Origin of the sequence: Actinocrinis sp., assembly GCF_035946395.1 — a bacterium.
Taxonomy (GTDB): Bacteria; Actinomycetota; Actinomycetes; order Streptomycetales; family Catenulisporaceae; genus Actinocrinis.
Window position 1 is genome coordinate 1 of record NZ_DASYZI010000051.1, and the last position, 13,731, is coordinate 13,731.

General features: G+C 70.1%; 10 protein-coding genes and 1 pseudogene. 3 read left to right on the forward strand and 8 right to left on the reverse strand.

What is annotated here, in order from left to right; all coding sequences use genetic code 11:
- Positions 1 to 7 precede the first annotated feature (7 nt).
- From VGS97_RS03320 to VGS97_RS03335, 4 genes are all read right to left on the reverse strand, one after another.
- Entirely contained in the window at positions 8 to 793 is a 786-nt protein-coding gene (locus tag VGS97_RS03320) for a cupin domain-containing protein (protein WP_414641632.1), read from the reverse strand.
- Positions 790 to 2,997 (reverse strand): DUF6807 family protein, encoded by a 2,208-nt coding sequence (locus VGS97_RS03325; protein WP_326851670.1) that lies wholly within the window; start codon positions 2,995 to 2,997, stop codon positions 790 to 792. Before VGS97_RS03325 ends, VGS97_RS03320 begins: the two co-directional genes overlap by 4 nt.
- Before the next feature lie 152 nt (positions 2,998 to 3,149).
- On the reverse strand, positions 3,150 to 4,202 hold the full coding sequence (locus VGS97_RS03330; protein ID WP_326851671.1) for a LacI family DNA-binding transcriptional regulator: 1,053 nt from the start codon (positions 4,200 to 4,202) through the stop codon (positions 3,150 to 3,152).
- A gap of 355 nt (positions 4,203 to 4,557) precedes the next feature.
- Positions 4,558 to 5,394, reverse strand: a complete 837-nt coding sequence (locus VGS97_RS03335) for an isocitrate lyase/phosphoenolpyruvate mutase family protein (RefSeq protein WP_326851672.1) — start codon at positions 5,392 to 5,394, stop codon at positions 4,558 to 4,560.
- Between the two features lie 206 nt (positions 5,395 to 5,600).
- Here VGS97_RS03335 and VGS97_RS03340 point away from each other — a divergent pair, with 206 nt between their 5' ends.
- Together VGS97_RS03340 and VGS97_RS03345 are read left to right on the forward strand one after the other, a co-directional pair.
- Positions 5,601 to 6,968 carry a hypothetical protein gene (locus VGS97_RS03340; RefSeq protein WP_326851673.1) on the forward strand — a complete coding sequence of 456 codons (1,368 nt, stop codon included), beginning with the start codon at positions 5,601 to 5,603 and terminating at the stop codon, positions 6,966 to 6,968.
- Positions 6,969 to 7,189: 221 nt separating this feature from the next.
- A pseudogene (locus VGS97_RS03345) lies at positions 7,190 to 7,447 on the forward strand (DNA-3-methyladenine glycosylase); the annotation flags it as partial.
- 63 nt (positions 7,448 to 7,510) lie between these two features.
- Here VGS97_RS03345 and VGS97_RS03350 read toward each other — a convergent pair.
- From VGS97_RS03350 to VGS97_RS03365, 4 genes are all read right to left on the reverse strand, one after another.
- Positions 7,511 to 9,724 (reverse strand): 3-hydroxyacyl-CoA dehydrogenase NAD-binding domain-containing protein, encoded by a 2,214-nt coding sequence (locus tag VGS97_RS03350; RefSeq protein ID WP_414641633.1) that lies wholly within the window; start codon positions 9,722 to 9,724, stop codon positions 7,511 to 7,513.
- A gap of 2 nt (positions 9,725 to 9,726) precedes the next feature.
- Positions 9,727 to 10,929, reverse strand: a complete 1,203-nt coding sequence (locus VGS97_RS03355; RefSeq protein ID WP_326851676.1) for an acetyl-CoA C-acetyltransferase — start codon at positions 10,927 to 10,929, stop codon at positions 9,727 to 9,729.
- An 82-nt stretch (positions 10,930 to 11,011) separates the two neighbouring features.
- Complete coding sequence (locus VGS97_RS03360; protein WP_326851677.1) at positions 11,012 to 11,806, reverse strand: hypothetical protein; 795 nt, start codon at positions 11,804 to 11,806, stop codon at positions 11,012 to 11,014.
- Between the two features lie 261 nt (positions 11,807 to 12,067).
- Positions 12,068 to 13,204 (reverse strand): AraC family transcriptional regulator, encoded by a 1,137-nt coding sequence (locus VGS97_RS03365; protein WP_326851678.1) that lies wholly within the window; start codon positions 13,202 to 13,204, stop codon positions 12,068 to 12,070.
- 63 nt (positions 13,205 to 13,267) lie between these two features.
- On the opposite strand from VGS97_RS03365, the gene VGS97_RS03370 reads away from it, so the two are divergent.
- On the forward strand, positions 13,268 to 13,731 hold a 464-nt coding region (locus VGS97_RS03370; RefSeq protein ID WP_326851679.1), incomplete at its 3' end, for a CoA transferase.

The following is a 13,731-nucleotide window of genomic DNA, read 5'->3' on the forward strand; positions in this document are numbered from 1 at the left end:
CGAATGGTCACGCCTCGCGCTTCAAGGCGACGTCGTACGTGTCCAGACGGCCGCACATCCCGTAGCGGCGGTCCGCAGGTGCCGGCGCATTCCGCACCTCGGCCGCCGCGCGCAGCAGGTGGCCGATCCCGCCCTGCCGCAGCGCCGCCAAGTGCTCGGCAGTGCGCTGAACGGCCAGCGCGGGACCATCGCGCCACAGCTCCTCCCACTGCGCAAACCGGTCCGCGCGCAACGCCAACGCCTGCCGGTAGAACTCCTCCAACGCGTCGTCGTCTCCGGATTCGATCTGCTCGGCGAGTCGGTGGAAGCCGGTCACGGCGAGGTCGCGCCGTCGCCGCGCCGCCTGTTCGTCAGAGGCATGCGACGCGTTCGGATCGAGGAGCGACGCCGCGCGTGCGTATGCGTATGCGTCGGCGAGCACTTCGGAGGGGAATGTGAGCACTGCGTCCCCTGCCTCGGGCAGGCCGGCGTTCTGCATCAGCACCACGACACGCAGTGCGCCATCGCCGTTGATCGCGCGATGGATCGTGCCCGGTCCGAACCACACCACGGTGCCGGCGCGCAGCGCAGTCTCACGAAGGCCTTGCGTGGTCAGCGTTTGCAGCGAGCCCTCGCCGCCGACGACGATGTAAGCCTCCGTGCACGCCAGGTGCACATGGGGTGAGCCGCCGCACAGTCCGTCGTCCGCGGCCCACTCGTAGACGTGCAGCCCTGAGACTGCCGTACCACCGGGAAACTGCGGCGACTCGACGACTCCGGCCGTCGCGCCAGTCTTGTCAGCTGCCGTGTTCACCACGGATGTGCCTCCAGGTACGCCTCGATCCGCGCGTGGTCCCAGACTCCGTCGGCGATGGCGACGCGATAGCGCAGCCGCAGTGTCTGGTCGGCGGGCAGTTCGAGCGAGTCGAAGAACGCGAGCGACGGGTTCACCGCGGCGAACGGCTCGCTACGCACGAACCAGTACGGATCGCCGCCGGGGTTCGCCGGGTCGGGCACGAACAGCAGCGTGGCGGAGCCGTCGCGCTCGTCGAACTCGCCGCTGAACGCGAGCCACGGCGAGGTGTGCCCCATCGCCGCGGGCTGCCCCTCGCGTCCGCCGGAGGTGAGCACCGCGCCACCGGTGAACTCGCGCGGGCCGCGCCAGAAGAAGCCGCAGTACCCGGCCAGCTCCCGGCCGAAGACCGTCGGGCTGCCGAAGTCGAGGCTCTGGCCGCGCACGTTGTGCAGTTCGGTGCCGAACTCCAGCACCCAGCTTCCGCCGTCCGGATCGACGTCCCGCACGGCCAGCGTGCGCCGTTCCCGGATCCACAGCTCGTCGCGCGAGGTGATCCAGTCCAGCGTCTCGACGAACCCCGCGTCACCGGTACCGCCGGCGCCCCCGCCGTCGGTCACCTCGTCGAAGCCGGTGTGCTCCATCCGGCCCACGTTCGGCAGGTTGACGTACCCCCAGCCGGGCGCTCCGTGTACGTACGTCCCGCCGCCCCAGAAGTTCTGCTGCGACAGGTGCGACGCGGTCATCGCGAGCCCCTTGTGCCAGCGGTGGTCGTTCGGCCGGTTGCAGGTGACCGTTCCGCCGGAGAGCGTGCGCAGCGGATGAAAGTAAGGGCTCCGGCATTCGAACGTGTCGAGCTGCGGCCGGTAGTCGTAGCGCAGCAGCTCGGTGCCGCCGGCCTCGACGCTGAGCGAGGATTTCTCGTCCCGCCGCGTCAGCCGCGCCACGCGCAGCCCATCCCCTTCGCCGCCCACGCTGCCGTCACTCGCGCCGCCTACGCTTACGCCCACACCGCTCCCGCTCACACCTGTCCCGCTCACGCCGGTCCCACCACTCTCGATTTCTCCGCTCGCCTCGGGCGCCCAGCCCGGCACGCCGCCGTGCAGCTGGTGGTAGAAGGGGTCATCCGGCCCGAGCTGACTGCGCAGCACCGGCTGTCCGGTGAACGCCGAGCGGTACAGCGCGGTGATCAGCTCCAGCGCAGCCCGCCCCTGCGGCCCGCTGGTCGGCGGCCGCTCGCCGCGTTCCATCGCGTCGAGGACGTACCGAAGCTGCGACGTGTGCGAACTGCCCTCACCAGCCGACTGACCGTCATCCCCGGCCCCGCGCGTCCATCCCGCGATCCGCGCGGTGTCTTCGGACACGTGCGGCGCCGGTGTGTACGTCCAATTCGCGTCCGTATAACCGTAAAGGTGTTTCAACTCAACGGTTGCGTCGGTGAAGTCGAAGCGCAGCCGGGACTCCTCGCGCGGTGACAGGATGCTGTTGACCACGGTCGCCAGCGCGCCCGACGAGAACCGGACCAGCGCCATCGAGACGTCCTCGGTCTCGACCGCCCGGTCCAGCCGCCCGGCCATCGCGCGCACCTCCTCCCACTCGCCGAGCACGGCCAGCATGAGGTCCATCTGGTGGATGCCGTGGCCCATCGTCGGGCCGCCGCCCTCCGTGGCCCACTTCGCGCGCCACGGCACCTGGAAGTACCCGTGCCCGCGGAACCAGCTCGTGTCGCACTGCGCGACCAGCGGCCGTCCGAGCTCGCCGGTCTCGACCTGCCGGGCCAGCCGCAGCGCTCCCGCGCCGAACCGGTGCTGGAAGACCACGCTCGCGTACGGGCCGCCGTCGCGCTCGGCCCGCTCGATGCGGGCGTACTCGGCCAGTGAAAGCGCCGGGGGCTTCTCGACCAGTGCCCAGGAGCCGGCGTTCAGTATGCTCACAACGGCGTCGACGTGCGCGAAAGGCGGCGTGCAGACGTGCACCAGATCAGGACGCTGCTCTTCGAGCATCGCTTCGAGCGACCCGTAGCCCGCAGGGATCTCGTGCTTCCGGACGAAGGTGTCGAGTCGATCCGGATCCACGTCCGCCGCGGCCACCACGTCGACGCGGTGGGATTGGGCGCGAAGCGCGGGCAGATGACCGAGTTCGGCGATACCCCCGGCACCGAGGATCGCGGCCCGGAAGCGGCGGGAAGCAGTCAACGCGACGCCTCTCTCGAAAGTTTCAGACATGTGATCGAACTATGTCGGAAACGCTACGACCGCCGCGCCGACCCGTCAACGCGTTCCCGCCCCGCTAAGATCTCTCATTTCGATCTCACAATGCGCGCTCTTGCAACGCATGCACGCGTGTACGAGTACGTACCCACCTGCCTTCGAACACCTCACGACCGGCGCGGCGGCGGCGCCGTGCTGCTGCGCTCCACCAGCCGCGTCGCCAGGTCCACCCGCAGCGGGTTCGGCCGCTTGCCCCGGCTCAGGTCGATCACCAGCCGGGCCGCCGCCTCGGCCATCTCCGTCAGCGGCTGGCGCACCGTGGTCAGCGGTGGCCCGATCCATCGGGCGATCGGCAGGTCGTCGAAGCCGACCACGCTCAGGTCGCGCGGGATCACCAGTCCCAGTTCGCGCGCCGCCTCGTACAGGCCGAGCGCCTGAAGGTCGTTCCCGGTGAACACCGCGGTCGGCCGGTCGGGCAGCTGGAGCAGTTCCAGGCCGATCGAGTACCCCGCCTCGTGGTGGAAGTCGCCCTCGCGGATCAGCGTGGGGTCGATCGGCAGGCCTGCGGTGTCCAGCGCGGCGCGGTAGCCGTCGATCCGGGCCCGGCTGCACATGATCTTCGCCGGCCCGCCGATCACCGCGATCCGCTGGTGGCCGAGCTCGATCAGATGCCGGGTCGCGGCCAGGCCGCCGTGCCAGTTGGTCGCGCCCACCGACGGCACGTCGTCGCCCGGGTCGCCCGCCGGATCCATCACCACGAACGGGATGTCGCGGCTGGTCAGCTGCGCCCGCTGGCCCGGATCCAGGTTGCTGAGCACCAGCACCACGCCGGTCGGCCGCCGCGCCAGCACCCCGTCCACCCAGGTCTGCCCGGGGCTCAGCCGCCCCGCGGACTCGGAGAGCACGACGTGCAGGCCGGTCTCGCGGGCGACGTTCTCCACACCGCGGATCACCTCCATCGCCCACGCGCTTTCCAGTTCGTGGAAGACGAGGTCAAGCAGCGCGGCGGGTTGCCCGCTGCCCCGCCGCCGGCTGTAGCCGTGCCGTCTCAGCAGTTCCTCGACGCGCACCCGGGTGGCCGGAGCGACGTCGGCGCGGCCGTTCAGCACCTTCGAAACTGTCGGAGTGGACACTCCCGCGGCACGGGCGATCTCCGCCAGGGTCGCCGTGCCGTCGCCGGACGGCTCACCGCGCTGGGACTGGACCTTTGCAGGGCTCATGGCAGGCATGGTAACGCCAACGTCAGCGCATGGAACCGTCGGCCGTCCCCGATCGCGTTCCACACACCTGTTGTGATCCCCGGTGAGCCTGCGATAACATTCGAGCGAGGTTACGCAACATTCGGTAACCCCGCAGGCAACACCACTGCCAGGCCTGTTGGCGCGCCACAGCCGCACTCTGGGGCGCGCCAACCCGTCTCCGCACCGGTGGACTTGCCCGTCGGCCCGAATCGCGCAACTTTCGCAAGTTTCCTTTCAGCCCCGGTCGCCGAGGCCCCCCCGCACCCGGATCCCAGCCCTCGAATCCCGCCCGAGACTCCACTCTCGGCCCCGCCCCGGTCGGCCCCACTGATGGTCAATCCCCGGCGATGATCTCGTTGAGCTGCCCGTAACCAAGCGCCTGACCGATCTCCGTGTACGTGCCCTCGCCGAACGCTTCCCGTGCGGCGCGCGAAACGAGCGCGTAAGCCGCCGCCGCGATCGACGACCCGAGACTGATCCGCGCGACGCCAAGCGCCGCCAGCTCAGGGATCGGCGGAGCGCTCGGCCCGGCCAGAATGTTGAGCGGAGCGTCGATCGCCGAGACGAGCGCCGAAATCGTCGCCGGATCGACCACACCGGGCACGAACACACCACTGGCCCCCGCCGCCACAAACGCCGCAGCGCGAGCAACCGTCGCGTCGAGCTGCTCAGCCGGGCCACCCACCGCCAGCAAATACGTATCGATGCGTGCATTGATGAACAGGTTCACCCCGGCAGCGGCAGCAGCCTCCCGTGCCGCAGCGATCCGCTCCGCCTGCTGCGCCGTATCGCGCAACCGGACGCCGGACTCCAGGTAGACCGCGTCCTCAAGATTGACGCCCACCGCTCCGGCGGCCAGCACAGCCCGGATCGTCGAGGCGACACCCGAGGGCGTCTGCGCGAAACCGTTCTCGATGTCGGCCGTCACCGGCACACTCACGGCCGCCGCCACCCGCGCGACTAGCGCGACCGCCGCCTCAACCCCAAGCCGGTCGCCGTCTGCGGCGCCCAGACTCCACGCCACCCCCGCACTGGTCGTCGCCACCGCCTTCGCACCGGCCTCCTCGACTAGGCGTGCACTGGCCACATCCCATGCGTTGGCCAGAATCAGCGGCTCGCCTCGGCGATGCAGCGCATGCAGCAACTCGGCCTTCTCGGTGATCGTCGTCATGACGCCAGTCCAGCAGACCCTCGCCACACGGTCCAGCTGAAATCCGACACGTACGTCACCACATGCGGCTTTGTGGTCGTTACTTCGGCCGTGATCTGCGGCCCCTGACGCTCGCGATACGGTCGTCGGTGCGTCGGCTTCTCCCGCGTTGCCGCATGGCGGCAATTGATTGAAACGGTCAGCGCCGTCCACATAGGCTCGATCACATGCAGAACGCCGACAAGCCGGGCCAGGTCTTCCGCGGAACGCCGGAGGCCGAGGAGGCGCGCCGAGTCCACGAGCGCGGCCTGCCGCCCCGGTCCGGCAAGGAGGCTGTCGAGATCATCTCAGCGCAGTGGCTGCGGGAACTGTGTATGCGCCACGGTGTCGACGACGTCGGTTTCGTCGAGGTCTCCCGGCCCGGACTCGGCCAGGAGGGCGAGAACGCCCGCTTCATGATGCCCGAAGCCAAGACCATGATCTCGCTGGTCCGCAAGATCAACAAGATGGCCACCCGCGTGCCCGCGCGCACGCCCGCGGACGTGACGTGGAAGCTGACGACCAACAAGCTCGACGAGATCGCCGCCGAACTGTGCTCCGAACTCGACCGTCACGGGATACGCGCCAACTCCGCTCCCACGGGCTTCCCGCTGGAACTGGCGCCGTCGCCGGGCAAGGGATTCTGGCTGATCTCGCACAAGATCGTGGCCACCGAGGCCGGCATGGGCCACATGGGTGTGAACCGCAACGTGATCCACCCCGAGTTCGGCAACTTCATCCTGCTCGAAACGATCATCATCGACCGCGAGCTGGACGAGTACAACAAGCCGCTCGACTACAACCCCTGCTTCGACTGCAATCTGTGCGTCGCCGCCTGCCCCGTGAACGCCATCCACAAGGACGAAGACTTCGACTTCTTCGCCTGTATGGGCCACAACTACCACGAATTCCCGCAGATGACCGCCGACTGGGTGGAAACGCTCACGGCGGAGGGCGGACCGGCTGCCTACCGGGCGAAGTTCCGCCGTGAGGAGACGATCGTCATCGCCCAGGGGCTGGAGTTCAACCCGACCTACCGGTCCGGCTATTGCGTGGCCGTGTGCCCGGCGGGCGACGAGCACATCGGCGACTATCTCGCGGACCCGGCGAAACACCGGCAGCAAACGCTGATGACGCTGCGCAAGTACCCCGAGCCGGTCTACGTGACCTCCGGCACACGTGCCGAGCAGCGCGCGCTGCGCAACCCGTACAAGTGGATCCGCTACATCGACTTCAAGCCCGACCTGTCCACGCCGGCGAACTTCGCCCTCGGGCTGCGGCACATGTTCAAGTCGCCGGGACCTGACGCGCCGCGCCGCGTGGTCTCCTTCCGCTTCCCCGACGGGACGGTCACCGCAGTCCTCGCCAAGGGGAAACTGTCCGCCACCACCGAGCCGGCGCAGGAAGTCGCCGATGCCGTCGTGACGACCGAGTCGGTGAACTACATCACGATCCTGCACAAACACCTGAAGGAGCGCATGCGCCACGAGTCGGCGACCATCACGGTGGACGGCGACGCCGCGGCGTTCGAGCAGCTCATCGCCTGTCTGGACTGAGCTTCCGGCCGCAGACACAGCTGCGCCCGTCATGGCTGCTGCGGAGCGGTTGAACGCACCCGGGAACGCGACTCCCGGCTTCCGGCATTTCCAGGCGGCCACTTCCGGGTATTTCGCTCTGCCCTGACTTGCCGGGCAGTGACGTACGTGTCGGATTTCCGCTGGACTCGCGGGTCGGCCCTGGCTGAGGCTGGGAGCGTGTACGGAGATTTCGAACGGTGCGTGCGCGGGAGCGGCTCAGTGCGCTGCCTGGGTTCGGGCCTTGGACGGTGGAGATCATCGCGATGCGTGGGCTCGGCGATCCTGACGCGTTCGTGCCGGGTGACCTGGGCATGCGGCTTGCTGCGCGCTCACTCGGGTTGCCGGGCAGCCCGGCGGCGCTGACCCGCCACGCCGCCGAGTGGCGGCCGTGGCGGGCCTACGCGGTGCAGTACTTGTGGGCGGCCGGGGATCACGCAATCAACCGGCTGCCTACATAGCCGCATGGCTACATACGCGGCGGCGATCGTGTGAGTGCTGATGCCGACGCTGATGCCGGTTGATCAGAACGCTTCGTGCCTGGCGGCCTTCTCGCGCAGCAGGCGCGGCGGGCGGAAGCGCTCGCCGTACGTGTCGGCCAGGTAGTCGGCGCGTGCGGCGAACTCCTCGACGCCGTACGCGTTGACGAACTGGATCGCGCCGCCGGTCCACGGCGCGAAGCCGATGCCCAGGATCGAGCCCAGATTCGCGTCCCGGTTCGAGGTCAGCACGCTCTCCTCAAGGCAGCGGACGGTCTCCAGCGACTGGATGAACAGCAGCCGGTCGCGCACGTCCTGCTCGCTCACGCCTGCGTCAGGCCTCGTGTATCGCGTGACGAGGCCGGGCCACAGGTGCTTCGGCGCGTCCTGCGGGTACTCGTAGAAGCCCGCGCCGCCCGCCCTGCCGGGGCGGTCGAGTTCGTGCACGAACTCGTCGATGACGCGGAACGCCGGGTCGTTCTCCATCTCCTTGGCCATCGCCGCGGCCTCGGGGCGCTCGGCCAGGTCGGCGAGGGTCTGGTCGCGCACCTTGAGCGAGAGCGTCAGAGTCACCTCGTCGTGCACGGCCAGCGGCCCGACCGGCATCCCGGCCTTCTTCGCCACGTTCTCGATCAGCGCCGGGTGCACGCCCTCCGCCAGCAGCCTGACACCCTCGGTGATGAACGTGGCGAAGGTGCGCGAAGTGTAGAAGCCGCGCGAGTCGTTCACCACGATCGGCGTCTTTCCGATCTGGAGGACGTAGTCGTAGGCGCGGGCGAGCGTCGCGTCGGAGGTCTTCGCGCCGCGGATGATCTCGACGAGCCTCATCTTCGGGACCGGAGAGAAGAAGTGCAGGCCGATGAAGCGGTCCTGGCTGCGCACCGCCTCGGCCAGGCCGGTGATCGGCAGCGTCGAGGTGTTGGACGCGATCACGGCGTCCGGGAGCGCGGCGGCCTCGGCGGCGGCGTTCACCTCGTTCTTGAGCGAACGCTTCTCGAATACGGCCTCGATGACCAGATCGCAGCCTTCGAGGTCGGCGTAGTCGTCGGTGGTGGTGATGCGGCCCAGGGCCGCTCGCAGCTTCTCGGGCGTCAGGCGACCCTTTGCGACCTGGCCTTCGAGCTGCTTCGCGACCGCGGCCTTGCCGCGCCCGGCCGCCGCGATGTCGACGTCCTTGAGTACGACGTCGATCCCTGCGACCGCGGTGACCTGCGCGATGCCCGCGCCCATCATGCCCGCGCCGAGTACGCCGACCTTCGTGGTCCGATGCTTCTCGACGCCGGACGGCCGCGACGCCCCGGCCTTGATCTCGTTCATCTGGAAGAAGAACGTGCCGATCAGGTTCTTGGCGATCTGCCCGGTGGCCAGCTCGACGAAGTACCGGCCCTCGACCTGCAACGCGGTGTCGAAGTCCAGCAGCGCGCCCTCGACGGCGACGGCCAGCGCCTTCTCCGGCGCGGGCATCGTGCCGTGCGTCTCCTTGCGCAGCACGGCCGGGGCGACCGCCAGCAGCGGGTACGAGGCCGGGTCGGACGGCTTCAGGTCTTTGACGCCGACCGCGCCGGGATTCCTGTCCCACGGCTGGATCGCGTCCGGGTTGGCCAGCACCCAGGCGCGCGCCTTGGCCGCCAGGTCGTCGAGGTCTGACGCGAGCTCGTCGGCCCAGCCGGCCTTGAGCGCCGCGGCGGGTCGCAGCTGCCTGCTCTCCATCAGCAGCGGCAGCGCCGCCTGCACGCCCATCATCCGCACCGTGCGCACGACGCCGCCCGCGCCCGGGATCAGGCCGAGCGTGACCTCGGGGAAGCCGAGCCGCACGTCGTCGCGGTCGAGCACGACCCGGTGGTGGCAGGCCAGCGCGATCTCCAGGCCGCCGCCGAGCGCGCTGCCGTTGACCGCCGCGGCCACCGGACGGCCGAGCTTCTCCAGCCGGCGCAGGTGCGACTTGACCGCCTCCACGCTGCGGGCGAGTTCCGCGGCGTCGTCCTTGGTCACCCGCACCAGCTCACGAAGGTCGGCGCCCGCGAAGAAGGTCTTCTTCGCCGAGGTGACCACCACGCCGCGGATCGACTCGCGTTCGGCCTCCAGCCGCGTGACCGCCTCGCCGAGCGCCGCGCGGAAGCCGGTGTTCATCGTGTTGACGGGGCCTTCCTGGTCGATCGTCAGGGTGATGACGTCGTCGGCGTCCCGTTCCAGGCGGATGCCCGGGATGGGAGTGCCCTGAGAAGTAGCGGCACCCTGAGAATTAGCGTCCTGAGTCACGGTCACACCCGTTCGATGATCGTCGCCACGCCCATGCCGCCGCCGACGCACAGCGTCGTCAGCCCCCGCCGCAGGTCGCGGCGCTCCAACTCGTCCAGCAGGGTGCCCACGAGGATCGCCCCGGTGGCGCCGAGCGGATGGCCAAGCGCGATGGCCCCGCCGTTGACGTTGACCCGCTCCTCGTCCACGCCGAGGTCACGGCAGAACTTCAGCACCACGGCCGCGAACGCCTCGTTGATCTCGAACAGGTCGATGTCGTCCACGGACAGCCCGGCCCGGTCCAGGGCCTTGCGCGCCGAGGGCCCGGGGCCGGTCAGCATGATGGTCGGCTCGGTGCCGACCGCGCCGAACGCCACGATCCGGGCACGCGGGCGCAGCCCGAGCCGACGCCCGGCCTCGGCACTGCCGATCAGCACCGCAGCCGCGCCGTCCACGATCTGCGACGAGTTGCCCGCGTGATGCACGTGCTCGATCCGCTCGACCTGCGGGTACCGGTCGATCGCCACCGAGTCGTAACCGAGCTGCCCGGGGAAGTCGAACGAGGGCTTGAGCGCGCCGAGCCCGGCGAGCGTCGTCTCCGGCCGGATCGTCTCGTCCGCTGCCAGCAGAACCGTGCCGTTCCGGTCCGCCACCTGGACTATCGAACGCTCGAAGTAGCCCTTGTCGCGCGCGTTCGCCGCCTTCTGCTGGCTGCGCACCGCGAAGCCGTCCACGTCCTCGCGGCTGAACCCCTCCAGCGTGGCGATCAGGTCGGCCGAGACGCCCTGCGGCACGAAGTTCACCGCGAGGCTGGTCTCCGGGTCGGCCATCCACGCCCCGCCGTCCGAGCCCATTGGCACCCGCGACATCGACTCGACACCGCCCGCGACCACGACGTCGTCGAACCCCGAGGCCACCTTCGCGGCGGCGATGTTCACCGCCTCAAGGCCGGAGGCGCAGAACCGGTTGAGCTGGGTGCCGGGCACGCCCTGGTCCCAGCCCGCGGCCAGCACCGCGATGCGGGCCAGGTCGGAGCCCTGCTCGCCGACCGGCGAGACGATCCCGAACACCACGTCGTCCACCGCGGCGGTGTCCAGGTTCGTGCGTTCGGCCAGGGCCCGCAGCAGGCCCGAGGCGAGGGAGACGGGTTTGACGCTGTGCAGCGACCCGCGCTTGCCCTTGCCGCGCGGTGTGCGTACCGCGTCGAAGATCAGTGCATCGGTCATACCAGCCACGGTAGGCGCGCGGGGCGGCGAAGTCTCATGACCTGCGCGCTCAGTGTTGCTGACCTTCCTGACCGCGCCGAACCTACTGCGTCTGCACGTCCCGGCGGCTGACGGCCAGGTAGGCCACGAAGCCGAGGATCGCGATCAGCCACGCCACCGTGACCGGACCGAGGCCCATGTTCAGCCCGCCGCGCGCGTGCGAGACCGCCATCCAGTCCGCGAACGAGGCGCCGAGCGGCCGGGTGATGATGTACGACAGCCAGAACGCCATGACCGAGCCGAGCATGCGGCTGCGGTAGAGCAGCCCGGGGATCGCGAAGAAGACGGCGAACATGACCCCGGAGGAGAAGTAGCCGAGGCCCAGCGTCGTCGCGGTCAGGTCACCGGCCGCGGTGCCCAGCGCGAAGGTGGCCATCACCGTCATCCAGTAGAAGGCCTCGCGCCGCGGGGTGTGGATGCTGTGGATCGACAGCGTCTTCTCGCTGGTGTTCCAGAGCGCGAAGACCGTGAGCAGCACGACCAGGTAGAACGCCGTCGACACGCCGTAGGGGATGTGCAGGCCGACGTGCAGCACGTCGGCGGCCATCGTGCCGAACACGCTGACCATGGCCACGGCCGTCCAGTAGATCGACGCCTTGTACCGGGGCGCGCGGAACTGGACCCACAGCACGCCGGCCAGGACCAGCCCGGAGAGCCCGACCGCGGGCACCGGCCCGAAGGCGTGCGAGAGGAAGTCCGAGCAGGCTTCGCCCATGCCGGTGGTCAGCACCTTGGTGATCCAGAAGTAGACGGTCACTTCCGGGACCTTGCTCAGCGCGTGCCGGGCGTGCCGGGAAGCCGCGTGGCGGCCGGTCGAATCCAGTTGGCCAATCGTCACGCAGGAAATGATGCCGGATCGGGCCGGACGGTTCCCGCGGGAACCGCCGAGCCCGAGCCCGCGCCCGCCCTAACTGGCGCCGTGGCCGAGCCAGCCTTCACTCCTCTCGTCGCCCATGACGACATCTGGCTGCGTTGCGGGGACGCCCACGCACAACCGGCGGTTTCCAGGGATCGTGGCAACACCCCAGTGCGAGGGCGTCCCCCTGCTACCTGCCGCCATGGCGCGCCTCGCTTGCGGCCGAAGGCCGTCTGCCACGGCCTAAATGCCGGCAGCGTCCCGGCCGGTCTCCTGATATGACCCCTGATAGGCGCGCGGCGTCGCGCCGGTCCACCGACGGAAGGCGCGGTGGAACGCGCTCGGCTCGGAGAAGCCGAGCCGCTCGGACAGTTCCTCGATCGACGAGTCGCCGCGGGCGAGCGCCGAGACCGCCACGTCGCGCCGCAACTGGTCGCGTACCCGCTGGAAACTGGTCTGCTCGGCGGCCAGCTTGCGGCGCAGCGTCTGCGGGCTGATCGACAGGCGCGCGGCCACCTGCTCGGGTCCGGGCAGGCCGCCGGGCGCGGTGTCGTCGCGTGCGGTGTTGTCGCGTACGGTGCCGCCGCGCTCGCCGAGCGCCTGGTTCAGCAGCCGCCGCACCTGCGCGGAGACCTCCTGGCCGTAGTCCATCCGGGCAAGGATGTCCCACGGCGCGCGGCGCAGGAACGCCCGCAGCGCCGCCTCGTCCTGCACCACCGGCTGGTCCAGCAGCGCCCGGTCGAAGCTGACCGCGGTGGCCGCGGCGTCGAAACGGCAGTCCGTGCCGAACAACAGGCCGTATTCGAGGGCGTGCGGGGGAGCGGGATATCCGAGTTCGACCTCGTGCAGGCCGATGCGCCGCCGGATCAGCCAGGAGGCCGACCGGTGCCAGACCACCAGGTGCGACTCGGCCGCGAAGCGGTCGGGGTCGTCGTAGCCGGAGAAGTCGAACTCGACCCGGGCCACCGCGCCCCGCTCGGTCAACTCGAAGCGGGGACCGGCCGGGAACAGCCGGTAGAAGCGATCCGCGCGCCGTACCGCCGTGCGCAGATCGGGGCTGCAATGCACGACCGCGTGCGCCATCATCGCGAAGGTGCCGACGCGCAGCGGCGCCGAGCCCAGGCCGAGCAGTTCGTCGTCCAGGGCGTCCCACAATGCCTTGGTCAGCACGACGAACTGCGCGCCGGTCACCCGGCCGTGCTCCTCGGCCAGCACCCCCGGCTCGATCCCGGCCTGCCTGAGCAGCGGCGCCACGTCCACGCCGCGTCGGCGCGCGCCGACGAGCGCCGCCCGCACGTGATGCGCCGCGGCCCACCGGGTGAACCCCATCGGCTCCCGGCCGCGATCGTCCCGCGACGGCAGAGCATGCGCACCGCTCACAGTCCGCCATCGTACGTAATTGTGCGGTGCCGAATTGACGCCGTGTCGAATTATGCTCGCAGCATGTCGAACCATGACCCCTCGCCGAAGTCAACCGTGGCCGGTGGCGCAGCGCCGGCCGACGCGCAGCGGCGGGCGAGCCAACAGTCGCCCACCAGGCCACGGTCAAATTCGACGAGCCGTCGTGACGCTGGTCCCCTCGGCGGTGTTCGCGTCCTCGAATTCGCCTCGCTCGCCCCTGCGCCGTTCGCCTGCACGCTGCTGTCCGACCTCGGCGCCGACGTGCTGCGCGTCACGAACCCGACCGATCGGGGGCTGACGGCGGCGCCGCATCCCGGCGATCCGCTGGACCGCGGCCGCACGATCGTCGCGCTCGACCTCAAGCAGCCGGACGCCCTGGGTGCCGCGCTCGACCTGGCCGCGCGCGCGGACGTGTTGGTCGAAGGCATGCGACCCGGGGTCATGGAGCGGCTCGGCCTCGGGCCCGACGCCTGTCTTGAGCGCAACCCGCGGCTGATCTACGCGCG

What these genes read in the sequence shown, in the direction of transcription:
- VGS97_RS03335 (WP_326851672.1), bottom strand. Translation starts at nt 5,394, where the DNA reads ATGACGACGATCACCGAGAAGGCCGAGTTGCTGCATGCGCTGCATCGC.
- VGS97_RS03330 (WP_326851671.1), bottom strand. Translation starts at nt 4,202, where the DNA reads ATGAGCCCTGCAAAGGTCCAGTCCCAGCGCGGTGAGCCGTCCGGCGAC.
- VGS97_RS03340 (WP_326851673.1), top strand. Translation starts at nt 5,601, where the DNA reads ATGCAGAACGCCGACAAGCCGGGCCAGGTCTTCCGCGGAACGCCGGAG.
- VGS97_RS03325 (WP_326851670.1), bottom strand. Translation starts at nt 2,997, where the DNA reads ATGTCTGAAACTTTCGAGAGAGGCGTCGCGTTGACTGCTTCCCGCCGC.
- VGS97_RS03355 (WP_326851676.1), bottom strand. Translation starts at nt 10,929, where the DNA reads ATGACCGATGCACTGATCTTCGACGCGGTACGCACACCGCGCGGCAAG.